This is a genomic window from Novosphingobium sp. NDB2Meth1 (assembly GCF_900117425.1).
Taxonomy (GTDB): Bacteria; Pseudomonadota; Alphaproteobacteria; order Sphingomonadales; family Sphingomonadaceae; genus Novosphingobium.
In genome coordinates, this window is the sequence record NZ_FPEH01000016.1 from 365,032 (window position 1) to 385,251 (window position 20,220).

23 protein-coding genes are annotated in these 20,220 nt (G+C 63.2%); 11 read left to right on the forward strand and 12 right to left on the reverse strand.

Annotation, left to right across the window (positions count from 1 at the left end; translation table 11 throughout):
• The first annotated feature begins 231 nt into the window (after positions 1–231).
• Together NDB2M1_RS13865 and NDB2M1_RS13870 are read left to right on the forward strand one after the other, a co-directional pair.
• Complete coding sequence (locus NDB2M1_RS13865) at positions 232–1,332, forward strand: inositol-3-phosphate synthase (protein ID WP_054122631.1); 1,101 nt, start codon at positions 232–234, stop codon at positions 1,330–1,332.
• 95 nt (positions 1,333–1,427) lie between these two features.
• Complete coding sequence (locus tag NDB2M1_RS13870) at positions 1,428–2,168, forward strand: phosphocholine cytidylyltransferase family protein (RefSeq protein ID WP_054122632.1); 741 nt, start codon at positions 1,428–1,430, stop codon at positions 2,166–2,168.
• Positions 2,169–2,177: 9 nt separating this feature from the next.
• Here NDB2M1_RS13870 and NDB2M1_RS13875 read toward each other — a convergent pair whose 3' ends face one another.
• A complete protein-coding gene (locus NDB2M1_RS13875) occupies positions 2,178–2,642 on the reverse strand; it encodes a DUF2141 domain-containing protein (RefSeq protein ID WP_143146760.1) in 465 nt (154 codons plus the stop codon).
• A 325-nt stretch (positions 2,643–2,967) separates the two neighbouring features.
• Here NDB2M1_RS13875 and rpe point away from each other — a divergent pair, with 325 nt between their 5' ends.
• Genes rpe through NDB2M1_RS13895 form a run of 4 tightly spaced genes read left to right on the forward strand, consistent with a single transcriptional unit; the run spans position 2,968 to position 7,931 of the window.
• Entirely contained in the window at positions 2,968–3,630 is a 663-nt protein-coding gene (gene rpe / locus NDB2M1_RS13880; RefSeq protein ID WP_072383128.1) for a ribulose-phosphate 3-epimerase, read from the forward strand.
• Between the two features lie 4 nt (positions 3,631–3,634).
• Complete coding sequence (locus NDB2M1_RS13885; protein WP_083554854.1) at positions 3,635–5,557, forward strand: heparinase II/III family protein; 1,923 nt, start codon at positions 3,635–3,637, stop codon at positions 5,555–5,557.
• A 15-nt stretch (positions 5,558–5,572) separates the two neighbouring features.
• Entirely contained in the window at positions 5,573–7,165 is a 1,593-nt protein-coding gene (purH, locus tag NDB2M1_RS13890) for a bifunctional phosphoribosylaminoimidazolecarboxamide formyltransferase/IMP cyclohydrolase (protein ID WP_072383129.1), read from the forward strand.
• Between the two features lie 7 nt (positions 7,166–7,172).
• Positions 7,173–7,931, forward strand: a complete 759-nt coding sequence (locus NDB2M1_RS13895) for an alpha/beta fold hydrolase (protein WP_072383130.1) — start codon at positions 7,173–7,175, stop codon at positions 7,929–7,931.
• Between the two features lie 32 nt (positions 7,932–7,963).
• On the opposite strand, the gene NDB2M1_RS13900 is transcribed toward NDB2M1_RS13895, so the two are convergent.
• The 9 genes from NDB2M1_RS13900 to NDB2M1_RS13940 form a co-directional block, all read right to left on the reverse strand.
• On the reverse strand, positions 7,964–8,614 hold the full coding sequence (locus NDB2M1_RS13900; protein WP_054122637.1) for a cell wall hydrolase: 651 nt from the start codon (positions 8,612–8,614) through the stop codon (positions 7,964–7,966).
• Between the two features lie 200 nt (positions 8,615–8,814).
• Positions 8,815–9,192, reverse strand: coding sequence for a DUF1491 family protein (locus NDB2M1_RS13905; RefSeq protein WP_054122638.1), 378 nt, complete (start codon positions 9,190–9,192; stop codon positions 8,815–8,817).
• Between the two features lie 21 nt (positions 9,193–9,213).
• Positions 9,214–9,675: a PTS sugar transporter subunit IIA gene (locus NDB2M1_RS13910; RefSeq protein ID WP_072383132.1), complete on the reverse strand. Its 462-nt coding sequence runs from the start codon at positions 9,673–9,675 to the stop codon at positions 9,214–9,216.
• A gap of 139 nt (positions 9,676–9,814) precedes the next feature.
• Positions 9,815–10,381, reverse strand: coding sequence for a ribosome hibernation-promoting factor, HPF/YfiA family (gene hpf / locus NDB2M1_RS13915; protein WP_072383134.1), 567 nt, complete (start codon positions 10,379–10,381; stop codon positions 9,815–9,817).
• A 55-nt stretch (positions 10,382–10,436) separates the two neighbouring features.
• Positions 10,437–11,126, reverse strand: a complete 690-nt coding sequence (gene dnaQ / locus NDB2M1_RS13920) for a DNA polymerase III subunit epsilon (RefSeq protein ID WP_054122641.1) — start codon at positions 11,124–11,126, stop codon at positions 10,437–10,439.
• Between the two features lie 40 nt (positions 11,127–11,166).
• Positions 11,167–11,769 carry a dephospho-CoA kinase gene (gene coaE / locus NDB2M1_RS13925; RefSeq protein ID WP_072383136.1) on the reverse strand — a complete coding sequence of 201 codons (603 nt, stop codon included), beginning with the start codon at positions 11,767–11,769 and terminating at the stop codon, positions 11,167–11,169.
• Complete coding sequence (gene aroE / locus NDB2M1_RS13930; RefSeq protein ID WP_072383138.1) at positions 11,766–12,620, reverse strand: shikimate dehydrogenase; 855 nt, start codon at positions 12,618–12,620, stop codon at positions 11,766–11,768. Before aroE ends, coaE begins: the two co-directional genes overlap by 4 nt.
• On the reverse strand, positions 12,617–13,201 hold the full coding sequence (locus NDB2M1_RS13935) for a Maf family protein (RefSeq protein WP_054122644.1): 585 nt from the start codon (positions 13,199–13,201) through the stop codon (positions 12,617–12,619). Before NDB2M1_RS13935 ends, aroE begins: the two co-directional genes overlap by 4 nt.
• 18 nt (positions 13,202–13,219) lie before the next feature.
• Positions 13,220–14,062 (reverse strand): pyruvate, water dikinase regulatory protein, encoded by an 843-nt coding sequence (locus NDB2M1_RS13940; RefSeq protein ID WP_054122645.1) that lies wholly within the window; start codon positions 14,060–14,062, stop codon positions 13,220–13,222.
• A gap of 337 nt (positions 14,063–14,399) precedes the next feature.
• Between NDB2M1_RS13940 and hemE the strand changes: the two genes are divergently transcribed.
• From hemE to NDB2M1_RS22080, 4 genes are all read left to right on the forward strand, one after another.
• Complete coding sequence (gene hemE / locus NDB2M1_RS13945) at positions 14,400–15,437, forward strand: uroporphyrinogen decarboxylase (protein ID WP_072383140.1); 1,038 nt, start codon at positions 14,400–14,402, stop codon at positions 15,435–15,437.
• A 78-nt stretch (positions 15,438–15,515) separates the two neighbouring features.
• Positions 15,516–15,959, forward strand: a complete 444-nt coding sequence (locus NDB2M1_RS13950; protein WP_072383143.1) for a CopD family protein — start codon at positions 15,516–15,518, stop codon at positions 15,957–15,959.
• A 153-nt stretch (positions 15,960–16,112) separates the two neighbouring features.
• The gene (gene rho, locus NDB2M1_RS13955; protein WP_054122648.1) at positions 16,113–17,369 is read left to right on the forward strand and encodes a transcription termination factor Rho; all 1,257 of its coding nucleotides are present in this window, start codon (positions 16,113–16,115) and stop codon (positions 17,367–17,369) included.
• Positions 17,366–17,818 (forward strand): hypothetical protein, encoded by a 453-nt coding sequence (locus NDB2M1_RS22080; protein ID WP_143146761.1) that lies wholly within the window; start codon positions 17,366–17,368, stop codon positions 17,816–17,818. The genes rho and NDB2M1_RS22080 overlap by 4 nt, the downstream gene beginning before the upstream one ends.
• A 12-nt stretch (positions 17,819–17,830) precedes the next feature.
• Here NDB2M1_RS22080 and NDB2M1_RS13965 read toward each other — a convergent pair whose 3' ends face one another.
• The gene (locus NDB2M1_RS13965; RefSeq protein ID WP_072383145.1) at positions 17,831–18,214 is read right to left on the reverse strand and encodes a nuclear transport factor 2 family protein; all 384 of its coding nucleotides are present in this window, start codon (positions 18,212–18,214) and stop codon (positions 17,831–17,833) included.
• A gap of 92 nt (positions 18,215–18,306) precedes the next feature.
• On the opposite strand from NDB2M1_RS13965, the gene NDB2M1_RS13970 reads away from it, so the two are divergent.
• On the forward strand, positions 18,307–19,449 hold the full coding sequence (locus NDB2M1_RS13970) for an aspartyl/asparaginyl beta-hydroxylase domain-containing protein (RefSeq protein ID WP_072383147.1): 1,143 nt from the start codon (positions 18,307–18,309) through the stop codon (positions 19,447–19,449).
• 7 nt (positions 19,450–19,456) lie between these two features.
• On the opposite strand, the gene NDB2M1_RS13975 is transcribed toward NDB2M1_RS13970, so the two are convergent.
• Positions 19,457–20,155 carry a dienelactone hydrolase family protein gene (locus tag NDB2M1_RS13975; RefSeq protein ID WP_054122651.1) on the reverse strand — a complete coding sequence of 233 codons (699 nt, stop codon included), beginning with the start codon at positions 20,153–20,155 and terminating at the stop codon, positions 19,457–19,459.
• Between the last annotated feature and the right edge of the window lie 65 nt (positions 20,156–20,220).

The following is a 20,220-nucleotide window of genomic DNA, read 5'->3' on the forward strand; positions in this document are numbered from 1 at the left end:
ACCAGATAACTGGGCCTTTCTGATGACTTGGTCAGATCGGGATCACACCAGAATGGCTGCGCGAGCTTCAACTTTCGCAAGTGCAAAAGAAGGACCGGGTGGCAAGGTGGCCACCACCTCGCGGCCGCTTGCATGACGCTGCGGAAATCTCCTTGCAATCTGGAGCTTTTGTGTGGAGTGAGGCAGTTTAGTTACAACGGCATTCCGATTGCCCAAGGGGATCTGGTTAAAATGAAGCCAATCAAGGTCGCAGTGATCGGCGTAGGCAACTGCGCAAGCTCGCTGGTGCAGGGTGTAGAGTTCTACCGCAACACCAATTCGGCTGCGGGCCTGATTCATGAGCGGATTGGCGGCTATGGCGCCGGCGACGTCGAGTTCGTGATGGGCGTGGACGTCGATGCCCGCAAGGTCGGCAAGGACATTGCCGAAGCCATCTTCGCCGCCCCCAACTGCACCGCCGTTTTCCAGCCGCAGGTCCCCGCGACCGGCGCCAAGGTGATGATGGGCAAGATCCTCGACGGTGTTGCCGATCATATGACCGGCATGGGCGAGCGCGGCTTCATCCTCGCGGATGCTCCGGAAGCCACGCACGAATCGATCGTCGCTGCGCTGCGCGATTCCGGCGCGGAAGTCCTCCTGAACTTCCTGCCAGTCGGTTCGGAAACGGCAACCGAATTCTACATGGAATGCGCGCTCGAAGCGGGCGTTGCAGTCGTCAACTGCATGCCGGTGTTCATTGCCAGCCGTCCCGAGTGGGAGGCGAAGTTCCGCGCCAAGCGCATCCCGATCGTGGGTGACGACATCAAGGCCCAGGTCGGCGCGACGATCGTCCACCGCGTCCTGTCGAGCCTGTTCGGCGCCCGCGGCGTTACGGTCGAGAAGACCTACCAGCTCAACACCGGTGGCAATACCGACTTCATGAACATGCTCGATCGTCAGCGCCTCGGTTCGAAGAAGGAATCGAAGACCGAAGCGGTGCAGGCCATGCTCGCTCAGCGCCTCGCCGACGAGAACATTCACGTCGGCCCGTCGGACTATGTTCCGTGGCAGAACGACAACAAGCTGTGCTTCCTTCGCCTTGAAGGTACGCAGTGGGGCAACGTCCCGATGAATCTTGAGCTGCGCCTCTCGGTCGAGGACAGCCCGAATTCGGCCGCCTGCGTCATGGACGCGATTCGTTGCTGCAAGGTCGCGCTGGAGCGCGGCGAAGGCGGCGCGCTGATCGGCCCTTCGGCCTATTTCTGCAAGCACCCGCCGCAGCAATTCAACGATGATGTCGCCGCCCAGCTGGTCGACGAATACATCTCGGAAACTGCACTGGCTGCCGAGTAAGCTTCCAGCTCGCACAACACTAGCGGCGCCGGTCCTGATGCAGGATCGGCGCCGTCTGCGTTATTGGCCCCGGCGCGGAAGAGAGGACCGACCTGATGGACGCCGTGATCATTGCCGCCGGCTATGGCAGCCGGCTCGCTTCCCTGTCGCCATCAAAGCCGCTGACACCTGTCTGTGGTGTCCCGCTGATCGAGATCGGTATCCGGCAGGCGGCCGCGGCGGGGATCACTCGCGTTGTGGTCGTTACGGGCCACAAGGCGGACGATGTCGAGGCATTCCTGGCCGACCTGTCCCGGCGTGTAGCTGTTGCGATCGAGCCTGTGCGAGTGGCCGACTGGAGCAAGCCAAACGGCTATTCCGTCATGGCAGGCGCTTCGCGATGCGCAGGCGATTACCTGCTGATGATGGCGGACCATATGTTCGACAGTGCCATTCTCGGTGCCCTGAGCAAAGTGGGCAGCGAAACGCGCGACGTCACGCTCGGGATCGACCGGCAGACTGAAAGCCCGCTGATCGATCCGGACGATGCGACTTGGGTCAAGACCGATGCAAACGGCTTCATCAGCGCCATCGGCAAGACTATCCCCGAGTGGGATGCGGTTGACTGCGGCGCATTCCTCGCCACGCCTCGCCTGGCCGAGGCGATTGCAGCGGCGATTGATGTTGGAAAGTCCGGCAGCCTGTCCGATGGTATGCAGTGGCTGGCAGACCGCGGGCGGGCTGCGACCTGCGACATCGGCAACGCCTGGTGGATGGACGTCGATGATCCGCGCGCACTCTCTCTGGCCGAGGAGCTCGCGCCGCGCTACCTTACGGCGGCTTTCGCGGCGGGTTGATCGGGCCGATCAGAATTTTTTCACGTTGATGGTGATCGACTGATTTGGATGTTCGATCGTTACCAGCGTCGAGCGCAGCGATGGCGGCCCGAGAAAGATCGTCGGGTTGTTGGAGAAGCCCACTGCTTCGCTGGGGATGCCAAACAAACCGCCGCGATTGATCGTCCCGGACGAATCCTCGTCATGATAGATCGCGATAGCGTAAGTCCCCGGATGCGGCACAAACAGGCAGAACCGGGTCTGGCCAACCGTGGCCGGCGTGCTCGCGACGTAAAGCGATCCGTTCTTGACGAGGAAGCGCTTGGGTTCATTCGTGTAGAGCGTCGCCGTGATCAGGCCCTTGCTGTTGCGCACGCGGTCAACTGTGATGTTGATCCACGTCTCACTCGCCGGACCAATGCATGCAGGGGCCGCCTTTGCCGTGTCCACATGCAGCCCCAGGGGCGCAGTGATCAATCCCAGCACGGTTGCCATGGCAGTACGCCACTTCGGCAGAGTCATGACATCATCCCAAAACCAGCGCTTCTGAACGAGGGAGCGCGGACCCGGCGGCGCCATAGGCAGGCTTTGCACGGTTCGGCAAGGTGAACATTGTCGCAAACATTTGCCTTGGGCCGAACCGGTCCTGGCAGACGCCAGTCGTGTTTGCGCCGAATCGGCGGCAAATAGGGATAATCCGTGTGGAAAAGGGAGGTATCCACGCTTGTTCCGCCGATTCGCCACCGGTAATCGCTTTTGGTGATGGCCGCCGGGCGCAGAAGTGCCGCGTATAGCCAGTTCCTGTTTGCGAGTTTTCGTGATGGCCGCGCCGCTGATTTCCCCATCGATCCTCTCAGCCGATTTCGCACGGCTGGGGGAGGAAGTGCGGGCGATCGACTCCGCTGGTGCAGACTGGATCCATGTCGATGTGATGGACGGCCATTTCGTGCCCAATATCACTATCGGGCCCGGCGTGGTGAAGGCTCTGCGCCCCCACAGTGCAAAGCCGTTCGACGTCCATCTGATGATCGCGCCGATCGATCTCTACCTTGAAGCCTTTGCCACCGCAGGTGCGGATATCATCACCGTCCATCCTGAGGCGGGCCCGCATATCCACCGTACCGTTCAGGCCATTCGCGGGCTGGGCAAGAAAGCCGGCATTGCGCTCAATCCGGGCACACCGGCCAAGATGCTGGACTACCTGATTGACGAGATCGATCTGGTCCTCGTCATGAGCGTCAATCCCGGCTTTGGCGGCCAGAGCTTCATCGCCAGCCAGCTTCGCAAGATCGAAGCCGTGCGCACGATGATCGACAAGACCGGAAAGCCGATCCACCTTGAAGTCGACGGCGGGATCGATGTTATGACAGCACGGCAGTGCATGGACGCCGGCGCTGATGTGCTGGTAGCAGGGACAGCCACGTTCAAGGGCGGTCCCACCTGCTATTCCGCCAACATCGCCGCGCTAAAGGGCGCTGACTGACGCCATGGCGCGCCTATTCTCCGGAACCCGTGAAGCCTCTGACCAGGGCATTGCGCGCGAACCGGAGCCAGATACCGCGCTCGACAGCGATACCCGGCGCCCCGCACTGCCGCTTGGTCCCGACCCGGAGCCGCTGGTCATTGCGCCGACAAAGTCGCGGCCGATCGCAGCAGAGAGCAATCCTCCTGTCGCCATCGATGTTGGCAAGATTGCGCCTCTCGAATCGGGCCGGGCTCTTACCGTAGCCGATTTCTCACCGCCGCAGGTCAGCGCGGGCGAGCGGCTGATCCGGCTGGCCTATGGGCTGGGCCTGCCGCCCTCAGCGCTCAATCCCTTCCGCAAGCGCGCACGGCCGCGACTTACGGCCACCGTTGCCAGCATGCTGCCCGGTGACCCGGCATCCGGAACGGCGCTGCGTGCAGGGCATTTCCTGCTCCATGGCGTCAAACTCCCTATCGCCGATACCGAATTCAGCGGTCCTCGGCTCTCCCCGCCGTTCGAGCGTGTGGTCCACGGCTTCAGCTGGCTCGGCGATCTGGCAAGCTGCGCCACGCGGCCACAGTGCGCACCAGTGGCCGAACGGATTTTTGCGGCATGGCTCGCGGCCAATCCGCGCCCGGGAGCCGGTCCTGCCTGGGCCGTCGGAAACGCCGGGCACCGGCTCCTGTCGTGGCTGATCCATGCTCCGCTGCTGCTCTCGAGCCAGGATCGCAAGCTGCGTGCCCGGGTGCTGACTACCTTTGACGAGACCGCGCGCTGGCTGGACCGCCACGTTGGACGGGCCGAGGATACGCTCGCCGAAGTCGCCGGTTGGACCGCCATCACCGCCGCCGGCTTGCTGCTCGACGATGGCCGTGCGCGCAAGCTCTACGGCGAAGGCGGGCTGGTCAGGGCACTGGGCAATCTCGTGTGCGATGATGGCGGGGTGCTTTCACGCAGCCCGCTCGGCCAGATCGAGGTGATCGAACTGCTGATCGAACTGCGCGCCTGCTATGCGGCCGTTCGCAGCACCCCGCCGCCTCAGCTCGACGCGATCCTCGAGATGCTGGTTCCGCCGCTGCTCACCTTGCTTCATGGCGACGGTGGGCTTGGCTCGTGGCAAGGCGCCGGTGCGGTATCGCCGGAACGTATTGCCGCGCTGATCAAGGCAAGCGGCGTGCGTACACGTCCGCTGCGCGATGCGCGCCATTGGGGTTATCAGCGCGTCGCAGCGGGCAAGTCTGTTCTGCAGTTCGATGCTGCACCACCCCCCGTGGCGCGCCATGCGCGTGACGGCTGTGCATCGACGCTGGCGTTCGAATTCAGCCACGGCAAGGAACGCCTGATCGTTAACTGCGGCGGTGCGGCCTTTGCTGGAGGCCAGATCCCGCTGCGGCTGGCGCAGGGCCTGCGCGCTACGGCCGCACATTCGACGCTGGCGATCGACGATTTCAATTCCACCGCGGTGCTTATCAACGGCAAGCTTGGGCCCGGCGTTTCGGAGGTCGAAGTAGATCGCCGCATCCTCACCGGCGAAGGTGCTGGCGCCACGCGGATCGAAGCGAGCCATAACGGCTATGTCAGCCGCTATGGCCTCACGCATCGCCGCATTCTGATCATGCGCGACGATGGTAGCGAACTGCGCGGTGAGGACTTGCTGGTGCCGACCGGCCGCCGCGGCAAGCGCGGAATGATCGGTGTGGCCTTGCGCTTCCACCTCGGCCCTCATATCGAGCTGGCGCAAGGGCGTGACGGTCTTGGCGTCACGTTGGCCTTGCCCGACGGCAGCCTATGGCAGTTCCGTTCCGGCCGCGATCCGGTCACGCTTGAAGAAAGCATCTGGTCTGATGGCATGGGACGGCCGCTTGCCACACGGCAGCTGGTGATCTCGGCCAAGATTCCGCGCAGCGGCGAGTCGTTCTCGTGGCTGCTCAAGAAGATGCGCTAGACAGGACATTCCATTGTGACCGACGTGACGATCAAGCGGGCGCTGCTTTCAGTGTCCGACAAATCCGGCCTTGCCGACCTCGGCCGCGCCCTTGCGGCCCATGGAGTCGAGCTGGTGTCGACTGGCGGGACCGCTGCAGCGCTGCGTGATGCAGGCCTGACCGTGCGCGACATCTCGGACCTCACCGGTTTTCCTGAAATGATGGACGGCCGCGTCAAGACACTGCACCCGAAGGTTCACGGCGGGCTGCTGGCAGTTCGCGACGATCCGGCCCATGCCGCCTCGATGGCCGAACATGAAATCGGGGCGATCGACCTTGTTGTGGTCAACCTCTATCCCTTCGCCGCCACCGTCGCCAAGGGCGCAGGCCGCGAGGAAGTGATCGAGAACATCGACATCGGCGGGCCGTCGATGGTGCGATCGGCGGCCAAGAACCACCACTACGTGACCATCGTGACCGATCCCGCGGACTATGCCGTGCTGATCGCAGCGCTGGAAGCGACCGGCGGTGCCACCAGCCTCGAATTCCGCAAGGCGATGGCCGCCAAGGCCTTCGCCGCGACCGCATCCTACGACGCGGCGATTGCCCAGTGGTTTGCCGTCACCGACCAGCAGCAGCACTTCCCGCAAACCTTGCTCTCGGCAAACAAGCTGGTCTCCACGCTGCGCTACGGCGAGAACCCGCACCAGAGCGCCGCGCTCTATGTGCCGGCGCAGGGCAGCCCGGTGAAAGGCCTTCCGCAGGCGCAGCAATTGCAGGGCAAGGAACTGTCCTACAACAATTACAATGACGCCAATGCGGCACTCGAGCTGATAGCGGAGTTCGGAGCGGACAAGCCCGCCGTGGTCATCGTCAAGCACGCCAATCCCTGCGGCGTGGCCGTCGCGGCGACCCCGCTCGAGGCGTGGAAGGCCGCGCTGGCCTGCGATTCGGTCTCTGCATTCGGGGGTATCGTCGCGCTCAACACCCCGCTTGATGGTGCCACCGCCGAAGCGATCTGCGAGATTTTCACGGAAGTCGTGGTTGCACCCGGCGCCGACGAAGCTGCGCTGGCTGCGTTCGCCCGCAAGAAGAACCTTCGCCTGTTGCTCCTTGATGAAATGCCCTCTGCAAGCCGCGCCGGGCTGGTCACCGTGCCCATCGCTGGCGGTCTGCTTGTACAGGATCGCGACAATGGCGAGCTGACCGACGACGTGCTGCAGGTGGTGACCAAGCGCCAGCCGACCGCGCAGGAGCTTGCCGATTGCCGCTTCGCCTGGACTGTCGCCAAGCACGTCAAATCCAATGCCATCGTCTATGCGCGGGATGGGGTGACGGCGGGCATCGGCGCAGGCCAGATGAATCGTCGCGACAGCGCGCGGATCGCCGCCGCGAAGGCGCAGGAAGCCGCGGAGACCTATGGCTGGGACGCACCGCGCACCGTCGGCTCTGCGGTCGCGTCGGACGCCTTCTTTCCGTTCGCCGACGGTCTGCTGGCTGCCGTGGAAGCGGGCGCTACGGCTGTCATCCAACCTGGCGGCTCGATCAGGGACGACGAAGTGATCGCAGCGGCCGATGCTGCCGGTCTCGCGATGGTCTTCACGGGAATGCGTCACTTCCGGCATTGACGGCTGTATGGAGATTGCCGTGAGAACTATCTATTTTCACGGCAATCCCGGCGCTCCAGCCGAACTGGCACTTTTGGGTGGTGAAGCCGTCCGATCATGGATTGCGCTGGATCGGGCTGCGCTGCCGCTTGAACCGGAATCCCGCATCGGGCAATTGGTTGCGAGCATCTCTGAGCTTGGCGCCGTAGGGCCTGTGCGCCTCGTCGGCTTCTCGGCGGGGGCGCATGTCGCGCTTCAAGTCGCAGCGCGAATACCCGCCGCCGATCTGACTCTGCAGCTGGTCTCCCCGGCGGGACCGCTCGAAATTGGCAACTTTCTTGGCAAAATGGCTGGCGCGCCGATCTTCCGGGCAGCGATGCAGCGACCGCGGTTGTTCGCTGCCTTGGCGGGGGCGCAGTCATTTTGCGCAGCGCGACTGCCGCACCTGCTTACCCACTTTCTGTTTGCGACCGCGCAAGGCGATGATCGTGAACTGAAAGCTGATGCGCAGTTTGTCGGTCCCTACCGCCAGGTGCTGCAATCATGCCTGATTGGAGGACTTCCAAGCTACAAGGCGGAAATCGAGGCCTATGTCCGGCCGTGGGCGGGACTGCTGTCAGACGTGATACATCCTGTCACAATCTGGCAGGGCAGCGCCGACAATTGGACTCCGCCTGAAATGGCGCAGTCCATGGCTCAGCGCCTTCCCAACGTTCACGCGCTCCACTTGCTTGCGCGCCAATCGCACTTCTCGACGTTGCGGACGGCGCTTGCAGCCATGGCCTGAGGCCAGGGCTGCAAGAATCCGATCAGACGCGATCAGCGATAGAAGACGTGGTTATCCACCCGCGCCATGCGGGTCTTGCCCCAGGACGGCGCGATATGCGCCGCGTGGAAGAACATCGCGCCTTCCACCGGGCTTTTCCAGGCGCCGCTGTCGGCAATTACGGCGATCTTCACGGCCTGCTGCCACTTGGCACTATCGTGATCAACCCACGGCATCGCATTGGCGCGGACGAACGAGAACTGCGAGGGCTGGTAGACGACCCCGCAATAGGAGCTCGGGAAACGGCCTGAGGCTGCGCGGGTGACGATCACACGCCCAACCGCCAGCTGGCCGGCAAGGGTTTCGCTGCGCGCCTCGAAGTAGACAGCGCCGGCAAGGCATTCCATCTCGCGCGAAAGCGATGCGGGGAGCGGCGTACGCTCAACCAGATCGGCCAGAGTAGAGGCAGACGGCAAGGCGTCCGCGCTATCAGGCTCAGTCCGTTCGGGCTGGGGAAGGGGCTGTTCGACCGGCCGGAACACACTCGTGCGGGGTTCAACGGTTATGGCCGAGGATCCGGGTGCTTCAGCGACCGGGATCTGGATGTCCTGTGCTTTCGCACCGGAACCGCCGGTGCTGAACAGGATAGTGGCAAGACTTGCAGCAATGCACACGGCACTGGCGACACGGAACTGGCGGCTCATGCAACTTCGTCATTGGGCGGTGAACGTCGGCACAAAGCGCGATCGGTTCAGTCAAAGCAGGACTTGGCTGCAAGACTGATGCCGCTCGAAGGCTCTGGCGTCTGCCCCCCGTCTGCGTGCTGGCGTGGAGGCTTTCTTGCCGTCTCATCGCTGCCTACGCGTGGTCGAGAGCGGGCGCCCTAAGGAATGTACTCAGTGAGTCAACCCATGAATCCGTGTTTGTTCTCAATTTCCTCAAGATTCCGGATGAACTGTTCGCCGTCCGCGATGGCCAGTTCGACAATCCACAAGTCGCGGTCCTGCGCAGCTCGGCGGCTCAGATATTGATCGAACTCCGCTTTATCTTGAGGATCTTGGGCTTTCGAAAGGGTCCAGCCTAGAGTGCCATCCGGCTTTGGCAAGCGCTCATAGACCTGCGCACTTGACTGACCAAACCCTTGATTGATGACAATAACAATCAAGATCGTGCCGCTGTCCAGCTCGCCGCGATGCACGACAACGCCGAAGCCGCCTTTGGCTTCGACAAGGCGAATCAGGGCTGTCACTTCAAGAGCGGCCGGAAGGCGGCTTCCGCTCATTTCACGCGCGGGACCAAGTGGTCAGGCGGCGTCGCGGTCGATGACATTGACGAGCAATGCGTAGATCGCATCGGCATCGGGCGCGGCGATCAGGCGCTCGTGCATGCGTTCATCGCGCATCAGCCGGGAGATCGCCGCGAGGGCCTGCAGGTGCGTTGCACCGGCCTGTTCGGGCGAAAGCAAGCCGAATACGCAATCGACCGGCATTCCATCCGACGAAGCGAAGTCGACCGGATTCTCCAAGCGGAAAAAGGCCGCGACCGGCCGCGCCAATGATTCCAGCCGAGCATGAGGGATAGCGACACCCCGGCCAAAGCCGGTGCTGCCAAGTGTTTCGCGTTCCTCGATCCGTTCAAGGACCGTCGCACGGTCAAGCGAGTAGACCTCGCCGAAGCAATCCGCGAGCGCGCCGAGGATCTGCGTCTTTGTTTCGGCGCGCACGATGCGCACAGCCTGAAGATCGATCGAGAAAAGAGCGGTCATGGAAACAGTGATGCCGGAAAATGCGCTCGCGCGCCTGGTGTGGTGCGGCCCATGCGCCCGAACGCGACGCGGTGCAAGCACCGAATCGCGTTCCCGAGCCCACTGACAGCCTTGCCGGACATCAGATATGCAGCCGCACTTACTTGGCCGGTTCGACCCAGCCGATCGAACCGTCACCACGGCGATAGACCATGTTGTGCACGCCGGTTCCGGCGTTCTTGAACAGCAGCGCGTTGGTATTGCGCAGATCGAGCATCATCACCGCGTCCGACACGCTGGCGGTCGGCACGTCAACGCGGGTTTCCGCAATGACGAGCGGCGCATCGGCCGGCTCTTCGGTCTCGGTCTCCTCGACAACGAAGACGGTGTAAGCGGCTTCTTCTTCGCGGCGGGCGTGATCGGCCTGGTCCTGCCTGGCATTGATCCGGCGCTTGTAACGGCGCAGCTGCTTGTCGATCTTCTCGGCCGACTGATCGAGCGCGATGTGGGCATCCTGCGCGACCGCGCTGCCCTTGAGGATGAGGCCCTGCGCCACGTGGGTGACGATATCGCAGCGGAAGCCGCCATGTGGCGCCTTGCCAAGAGTGACGTGCGAAGTCAGCGCACGCGAGAAGTACTTGTCGACAATCGCGGAAAGGCGCTCTTCGGCATGAGCTTCGAAGGCGGCGCCGGTATCGACCTGATGGCCCGAAACGCGAATATCCATAAGTCCACTCTCCTTCGCTCAAATCCCTGCCCGGACCGAACCGGGAAGGGCAAACCTACTGCAGCCAGATGGCGCCCTTGATTCCTTCGACAAACGCCGCGTGCCGGGCGAGTTCCTCCGCGCTGGCGGTATGCGGTCTGGCCGGCCGATGCATACGTGGCGCCTCCACACGGACCGCAGTTGTAACCGTTACTGTCGTCACTTCGACTTCTGCGGCGAGTTCGAGGCCGATCTGCCGGCCGCCCATGAGTTCGACATAGAGCTGTGCCAGAAGCTCGGCGTCGAGCAACGCGCCGTGGCGGACACGGTGGCTGCGATCGATGCCATAGCGCGAGCAAAGCGCATCAAGGCTCAGCTTGGCGCCGGGATGCTTGCGCCGGGCAATCGCCACGGTATCGACCATCCGCCCGCGATCTACAGCGGGGAGCTGGCACATGGCGAGCTCGGCATTGAGGAAGCCGAAGTCGAACCCGGCATTGTGCGCAACGAGCGGGGCATCGCCCAGGAAGGCGAGGAGCTCCTCCGCCAGTTCGGCAAACCGCGGCTTGTCAGCCAGGAACGCGCTGGACAGACCGTGCACAGCCTCTGCCTCGGCGGGCATCGAACGATCCGGGTTGAAATAAGCATGGAAAACCGCGCCGGTGGGCACACGGTTCACCATCTCGATGCAGCCAATTTCTACCAGCCGATCGCCGCTCTGCGGGTCGAGGCCGGTCGTCTCTGTATCGAAAACGATCTCACGCATTTGCGATAGTCTGGACCCGAGCAAGGGGGCTTGCAAGGCTTCAGCGCGGGTTTTTTTGCCGTAGGGCCGAGACCAGTGCAGCGACCTGCTCGCGCGTTTCGGCGAGCGTCATGCCGGTGTCGATGACGTGGTCGGCGCGCGCGCGCTTTTCGGCATCGGGAACCTGCAGGGCGAGGATGTGGGCGAATTTTTCCGGCGTCATGCCTGGGCGGGCCAGAACACGGGTGCGCTGCATCTCGGCCGGCGCTGACACAACAACAACCGCGTCGAGACCGGCGGCGTGGCCTTTTTCAAAGAGCAGCGGGATATCGAACACGACAATCGCCTCACCGGCATGCTCGAGCATGAAGGTCGCGCGTTCGTCGGCAACCGCCGGATGGACGATCGCTTCAAGCCGCGCCAGCGCTTCGGGATTGCCGAAAACCTGGGCACCGAGCGCCGGACGATCGACGCCATGAGGGCCAGTGGTGCCGGGAAAGGCAGCTTCGATCGCGGGTAGCAGCGTACCGTTCGGCCCTTGCAGGCGGTGAACCGCGGCATCGGCATCGAACACCGGCACGCCAAGTTCGCGCAGCATCAGCGCGACGGCGGACTTGCCCATCCCGATCGAGCCGGTGAGGCCGAGGATAAAGGGGCGGCTCATGCAGCCAGCACCCTGCGCAGTTCGGCGTCCTTGTCACGCGGCGGCAGGGCACCAAAGAAGCGGCGGAACGCGTGATCTGCCTGACCGATCAGCATCGAAAGGCCATCGATGGTGCGGAAACCCGCAGCACGGGCGGCCTTGAGGAATGGGGTTTCAAGCGGGCTGGTCACGATATCGTAGAACACCGAACCCGGCGGCGCGTGGCTCAAGTCGAACACAAGCAGCGGTTGGCCGGTCATGCCGAGCGATGAGGCGTTGACGACGAGATCGAAACAGCCTTCGCGATCATCGAAGGCGAAGTCGGTTGCCTCGGCGAAATGCGCTAGGTCGATGGCGTGGTGTTCACCAGCGGGATCGAGTTCATCGAGCAAGGCTCGCGCCTTGTCCGGGTTGCGGCCGGCGAGGACAATGACCAGCTTCTCGTCCGCCAATCCCTTGATAATGGCGCGGGCAGCGCCGCCGGTGCCGATGACGCGGGCCATGCGGAAGTAGTGCGTCTTGGCGAGTTCGGAGCGCAGGGGCTCAAGGAAGCCCGGGACATCGGTGTTGTAGCCGACCAGCTGTCCGTCCTCGGGAATGATCGTGTTGACTGCACCGACGGCAGCAGCGAGCGGATCGAGCCGGTCGAGGAAGGGCATGACCGCTTGCTTGTGCGGCATGGTGACGTTGCAGCCGCGCCAGGCATGGTCAGTCCGGCGGGTGGTCAGAAATTCATCAAGGTCACTGGTGAGAACCCTGGTAGATTGATATTTTGCCTTTATATCAAGTTCTTGCAACCAAAATCCATGGATCGCCGGCGACTTGGACTGGGCGATGGGATCACCGATGACCTCGGCATAGGGCAAGCTCATGCGGGCAGCTCGCCGTGCGTGCGCAACGCGCCGAGCAGCGCCAAGAGCGGCATGCCGAGCACGGTGAAATGGCTGCCTTCGATGTGGTCGAACAACTGGACGCCGAGCGCTTCGATCCGGAACACGCCGACGCAGGCGCCAACGGCAGGCCATTCCTGCGCCAGATAGCCTTCGATGAAGTCGCTCGAGAGCGTCCGCACGCGCAGCTTTGCGGTTTCACAGTGACGCCATACCGGCACACCGTCGCGCACCAGAATGGCGGCTGAGTGCAAATGCATCGTCTGACCGGAAAAGAAGGCAAGGTGCCTTGCCGCATCGGCACGGCTGGCCGGCTTGTCGAAAGTCCGCCCGCAGACCTCGACCAGTGAATCTCCGCCGAGGACCAGACGGCCCGGTGCGCCGACCGAGACCGAAAGCGCCTTTGCTTCGGCAAGGATCTTCGCGATCTCGCAGCCGGGAACCCCGATCAGCTCGCGCTTGATTTCCGCTTCATCGACATCGGAACTGCGCGCTTCGAACGGCACACCGGCCGCCGTGAGCATGGCTTTGCGGCTTGCGCTTTGGGAGGCCAGAATCAGCATTCTCTCACCTTCGTCACTTCACAAGGCGTGGCCAGAGCCGTCCACGCCGCCATCGGGCCGCCGCTCATTGTAGAGATTGATGATCGCGGCGGCGGTTTCCTCGATGGATCGCCGCGATACGTCAATCACCGGCCAGCCATTATCCGCGAACATGCGGCGGGCGTACTGAACCTCGCGCGCGACATGCTCGCTATCGACATAGGCGGTCTCCGGCGCCTGATTGAGCGACAGCAGCCGGTTTCGCCGCACCTGGATCAGCCGCTCCGGACTGGTCGTAAGCCCGACAACCAGTGGACGGCGCAAGCTGAACAGCGCGGGCGGCGGCGGACTTTCCACAACGATGGGAATATTGGCGACACGATAGCCGCGATTGGCGAGATAGATCGCCGTCGGAGTCTTGGAAGACCGCGAGACACCGGCCAGCACGATGTCCGCTATCTCCCAGTCTTCCCATGCAATGCCGTCATCATGCGCAATCGTGAACTGGATCGCTTCGACGCGCTGGAAATAGGCGTCGTCCATCGCATGCTGGCGTCCGGGTCGACCCTTTGCTGCCTGCCCAAGCTGCGCTTCAAGTGCCAAAGTCACTGCATCAAGCGCAGGGACGCTGGGCAGACCGAGCGCGGCACAGCGGCTTTCCAGCAAAGCGCGCGTTTCAGCATTGACCATCGTAAACAGCACGAGGCCGGGATTGGCGGTGATCTCGCCCATGATCCGGTCGAGATGCTGCTGCGAGCGGACCATTGGCCAGAAGTGGCGCACCACATCAGCGTCATCAAATTGCGCGAGCGCCGCTTTGGCGATCATCTCGAGCGTTTCGCCGGTCGAGTCCGACAGGAGGTGCAAGTGCAGGCGCGGCATGGTTGCCCTTGGAGTCCGCCCCGGGAAAGGGCTGTGGATAGCCGCAGGATAAACCACGGGAGGAAACCGCGGACAAGTTTGGACTGCGATTGTGCCCCCGGAAGCAGCCTGCCGGCCCGCCGCTTGCGCACATCGGGACAAGGTTACCCACAGGCCGGGGACAACAGGGAGAACTTTCGCTTGCTCCCGAGACTGTTGAGAGTCGCTGACACACTTTCTTGTGGAGACGGCGGGACAATTCGGGCACACGCATGTCGTCCCCGCTATCCACAGGGTCAACAAACAACCTCAATCTGATTCAAAAGAATCTATAGATTTGAATTGGACCGACTGCCTGATGTCTGACCCTGTCACGAAGCCGCTTCTCGCCACCCTCAAGGGCGCCAATCTTTCCCGCCGTCCGATCTGGCTTATGCGTCAGGCTGGCCGCTATCTCCCGGAATATCGCGAACTGCGTGCCGAGAAGGGCGGTTTCCTTGCGCTGGTCTATGATTCTGCAGCTGCTGCGGAAATCACCCTCCAGCCCCTGCGGCGGTTTGGTTTCGATGGGGCAATCCTGTTCTCTGACATCCTGATCGTGCCCTATGCAATGGGGCAGGATCTCCAGTTCCTTGCCGGCGAAGGTCCGGCGCTCTCTCCCCGCCTGCTCGATGCGGGTCTGGAGACGCTCAGGAGCGTCCCTGAGCGCCTTTCGCCGATCTATGAGACCGTGGCACAGGTCAGCGCCGCTTTGCCTCCTGAGGCGACCATGCTGGGCTTTGCGGGCAGTCCCTGGACCATCGCGACCTATATGGTGGCAGGCGAAGGCAGCCGTGACCAGCACGATACCCGCGCCCTGGCCTACAAGGACCCCGGCGCATTCCAGGCGATCATCGATGCCATTGTCGATGTGACCGTGGAATACCTCAGCGGTCAGGTGAAGGCCGGAGCCGAAGGCTTGCAACTGTTCGACAGCTGGGCTGGCAGCCTCGCCCCCGCTGAATTCGGGCGCTGGGTCATCGCCCCCAATGCGCGCATCACCGCGGAAATGCACAAGCTGCATCCCGATGTGCCGATTATCGGTTTTCCCAAGGGTGCGGGCGAAAAGCTGGCTGCCTATGCCGAAGGAACCGGCGTGGATGCGGTTGGCGTCGACGAGACGATCGATCCGGTCTGGGCGGCCAAGGCGCTGCCCGCTGGGCTGCCCGTGCAGGGCAATCTCGATCCGCTGCTGCTGCTTGCTGGCGGTCAGGCGCTGGAGGACGGCGCGCAGCGCGTGCTCGATGTGTTTGCCGACCGGCCGCACGTGTTCAACCTCGGCCACGGCATCGGGCAGTTCACACCGATCCCGCATGTCGAGCGGCTGCTCGAGGTGGTGCGGGGCTGGTCGCACTGAGACGGATGAGGCGGTTCGCGATGAACCGCCCCAATTCCCAAGTTCCGATCCGGCGGCAAAGACGCTAATATCGGCAATATGTTGCAGGTGCTCGCGATGCTCTATCTCTGGCTCAAGGCCGGCCATGTCATCTTCGTGATCTTCTGGATGGCGGGCCTGTTCATGCTGCCGCGCTTTTTCGTCTACCATCAGGAAGCGCCGCAAGGCTCGCCGGAAAATGCGATCTGGATCGACCGCGAACGCAAACTGATGAAGATCATCATGTGGCCTTCGCTGTTCATCGTCTGGGGATTTGGCCTGGCGCTGGCGGTGAGCGGCGAGTGGTTCACGCAAGGCTGGTTCCACGCCAAGCTCGCGATGGTGCTTGTGCTCACCGGCTACCATCTTTGGCTGGCAACCTATGCGCAAAAGCTGGCGCGCGGGGAGCGGCAGCTGACCGGGCGGCAGCTGCGCTTGCTGAACGAGATTCCCGGCGTAACGGCAGCCGTGATCGTGGTGCTGGTGATCGTGAAGCCGTTCTGATTGATGCCTTAGATTGACGCGCGCGTTCGCCGGGCCTAAGCGAATCAGGCATTCCGGTTTGGCAGCGCCTCTTGTGCCTGCCCCCAAAGGTCCGCTTTCTCCAAGCCCACCGACCCACCGGCCCGCGCAATTGCCCTTATTCGGATACGACAGATGCATCTCAAGGAACTGAAGAAGAAGACGCCCGCCGAGCTGGTCCAGATGGCCGAAGAGCTCGATGTCGAGGGCGCAAGCACGCTGCGGCGCCAGGATCTCATGTTCGCCATCCTCAAGGAAGTGGCGGAAGATGGTGAGGAAATCCTCGGCATCGGCACCATCGAAGTGCTGCCGGACGGCTTCGGCTTCCTGCGCAGTCCCGAGGCGAACTATCTCGCCGGTCCAGACGATATCTACGTCTCGCCCAACCAGGTCCGCAAATGGGGCCTGCGCACCGGCGATACTGTGGAAGGCGAGATCCGCGCGCCCAAGGACGGCGAGCGCTATTTCGCGATCACGCGGCTGATCAAGGTCAACTTCGACGACCCGGAAGCCGTGCGCCACCGGGTGAACTTCGACAACCTGACCCCGCTTTATCCCAACGAGCGCCTGCGGCTCGATACGCTCGACCCCACGGTCAAGGACAAGTCGGCCCGCGTGATCGATCTCGTCAGCCCGCAGGGCAAGGGCCAGCGCGCGCTGATCGTCGCGCCGCCGCGCACCGGCAAGACGGTGCTGCTGCAGAACATGGCCAAGGCGATCACCGACAACCATCCGGAAGTGTTCCTGCTGGTGCTGCTGGTCGACGAACGCCCGGAAGAAGTGACCGACATGCAGCGCAGCGTGAAGGGCGAGGTGATTTCCTCGACCTTCGACGAGCCGGCCAGCCGCCACGTGCAGGTTGCCGAAATGGTGATCGAGAAGGCCAAGCGTCTCGTCGAACACAAGCGCGACGTTGTCATCCTGCTCGATTCGATCACGCGCCTTGGCCGCGCCTACAACACCGTGGTGCCGTCGTCGGGCAAGGTGCTGACGGGCGGTGTCGACGCCAATGCGCTGCAGCGGCCCAAGCGCTTCTTCGGCGCGGCGCGCAATATCGAGGAAGGCGGTTCGCTTTCGATCATCGCCACCGCGCTGATCGATACCGGCAGCCGCATGGATGAAGTGATCTTCGAAGAGTTCAAGGGCACCGGCAACTCGGAAATCGTGCTCGACCGCAAGGTGGCCGACAAGCGCATCTTCCCGGCGCTGGACGTGGGCAAGAGCGGCACCCGCAAGGAAGAGCTGCTCGTGCCGCAGGATCAGCTCAGCAAGATGTGGGTGCTGCGCCGCATCCTCATGCAGATGGGCACCATCGACGCGATGGAATTCCTGCTCGACAAGATGAAGAACTCGAAGACCAACGAGGACTTCTTCGCGACGATGAATCAGTGACGGAGGAAACCGCGGCACCGGATGCGATGGTTCGCCTCGCAGTGTTGGTGTCGCGGTCAGAGGCGCTTGTCGTCGCGTCGATGCTGGAAGACCATGGTATTCCGGTTTGCATCGGCGGATCGGCGCACGCTTCAGTTTCAGTCAATTCGCTGGCGCTCTGCGGGCATGGCTTGTGGGTACCGCGGGTAGCACACCTACTCGCCTCCGAACTGCTGATCGAGGTGCTGAACGACGAGGAGTGGGCTTTCTCCTATGGCCTGCGCCGCGCAGTTCTGAGATTTTTGGGACTTTGGGCGGGCCTCAACGTTGCAGTCATCTTGCCGTTCGTGCTCGGCGCAGAAGTGCCGGCCATCGCTCTGAGCGAGATCCCTTTGGCATTGCTCGGCGTACCAGCCAATCCACAAGGTCGGGGTGATTACAACCTGCACCCTGATGCCTTACCAAGCTGAATTGAATGGCGCTCAGGTGTTCTGCAGCGCCGCCGCCATCATCTCCCACAGCTTGTTCATCGCCTTGAGCGGCCGCACCATCACCTTGAAATCTATGATCTTTCCGTCGAGATCGAAGCGGATGAGATCGATGCCGTTGACGTGGATGCCGTCCACCGTTGCGGTAAACTCGAGCAGGGCCTCCGGTCCGTCAACGAGTTCGCGAACATAGGTGAAGCCGGTGTTTCCGAAGACCTGTCCCGCGGCTGTCAGGTACATCATGACTTTGGCGTGGCCTTCCTGCGGGGTGTGCACGACCGGCGAGTGGAACACCGCGTCGGGTGCTATGAGCTCGGACAGCAGGGCGGTATCGCCGGTCTGCATGTAGCGATGCCAGGCGGCGAGGCCGGTGTGCATGAGGTCTCTCTCCTTGTTCTCTTGCGGCCTTGTGGCATGCCGGAAGCGCGCCTGCCATTGATCCAGCGCAGGTTTGCGCTAGTCGTGAAGCCATGACAACCGCTTCGCCGGAAAACCTGATCAGCGAGGGGCTGGCGGCGCTGCGTGCCCGCAATCCCGCGCGGGCTGCCGATCTGCTGCGAGCGGCCAGCGGCGCCATGACGCCGGAACGCATGCCGTGGCCGGCATTGGCGCAAGCGGAACTGGCACTGGGAAATCACGCAGCTGCCGAAGTGGCGCTCGATCGGCAGCTTGCGCTCGCGCCGCGCGATGTCGGGGCACTGCTGGCAAAGGGTCAACTGCGCCAGCGCGTGCGGGATGATCGCGCGGCGGTGAGCTTCTACACAACTGCACTGGCACAGGCGGGCGTGAGCGGCATTCCGCGTGGCATGGAAGGGATGGCAGCGGCGGCACAGGCCTTCATCGGCCAGATGCAGGGCGCCTTTCAGCAGCATCTGGATGCGGTGCTGGAGGTCGGCCTTTCGCCGGCGATGGAGGAAGCGCTCGGGCTTCTCAACGGCACGCGCGAGATCGATCTGCAGCGGCCATCGCTGTTCTATTATCCGGGCCTGCCGCAGCGGCGGTTCTATGATCCTTCGGAGTTCGACTGGATTGACGCCGTGCTCGATCTGGTGCCGGAGATGCAGGCCGAGTTTACCGCCATCACGGCCGACGAGGCGCCCGATACCTTCGCGCCCTATGTGACCTCCACCCCCGACCGGCCTGCACCGAACAATCCGCTGCTGGGTGATCCATCGTGGGGTGCGTTCTACTTCTGGCGGGACGGCGCTCCGGTTGCAGCAAACGCCGCGCGCTGCCCGGCCACGATGGCCGCTTTGGCCCATGCGCCGATGCCGATGATTCCCGGCCGCGCGCCGAATGCACTGTGGTCGCGGCTCAAGCCCGGCACCCACATCGCGCCGCACACCGGCATGCTCAACACGCGCCTGATCTGCCACGTGCCGATCCGTACTGCACCCAGCTGCACCTTGCGGGTTGGCAGCGAGACGCGGACGTGGGAACCGGGCGTGCCGCTTATCTTTGACGACTCAATGGAGCACGAAGCGCGCAATGCGGGTCCGGAGACGCGCACAGTGCTGCTGTTCGAGATCTGGCGGCCTGAAGTACCGGAGGAAGACCGCACCGCCATAACCCGGCTGCTCGAAGGCATTGCGGGCTACGACGGGGCGGCCTGAGCTCCGCTCAGAGCAAATGCGCCTTGAAGAAGTCGCGCGTGCGCTCGTCCGCCAGCTGCGCGCCGGCTTCGTCGCGGCGCGAGCCCATCTCGGCGGCGAAGCCGTGATCGAGCCCGACGTAGTCGTGCAGCACGACCTTGGGATGCGAATCGAGCGCGGCATGAATCGCCGCCTGCGCTTCCGGGCCGACGAAGTGGTCGGCGGTCGGGATATGCAGCATCAGCGGATTGGCGATGGCGTGAGCCTCGTTCAGCATCTGGTCGATCATCACCCCGTAGTAGCCGACCGATGCGTCGATATCCGTGCGCGCGGCGGCCATGTAGGCCATGCGTCCGCCGAGGCAGAAGCCGACGAGACCGACTTTGTCGACACCCTGTTCTTGCCGGAGCCACTGGATCGCGGCCTCGATATCCTGCACGCCGAGGTTCGGATCATACTGCCCGAAGTACCCGAGCGCCTCCTGGAACTGCTCCGGCACATCGGGATCGAGCTCGACGCCGGGAGCGAAGCGCCAGAAGATATCCGGGGCCAGCGCGACGTAACCCAGCGCCGCCCAGTCCTCGCACTTCTTGCGGATGCCGGCGTTTACCCCGAAGATTTCCGGAATGACGATGATCGCCGCGTCGGTCTGCTCGGCGGGGGTGGCAACATAGACGGGGATCTCGCTCTCGCCGCCTAGGGTGCCGATGGTCGTCTTCTCGCCCATGGTGCTGGTCCTTTTATGGAATGTGTTCGTCGAGCGTTTGATTGGCGCTGTCCATGGACTTTGCC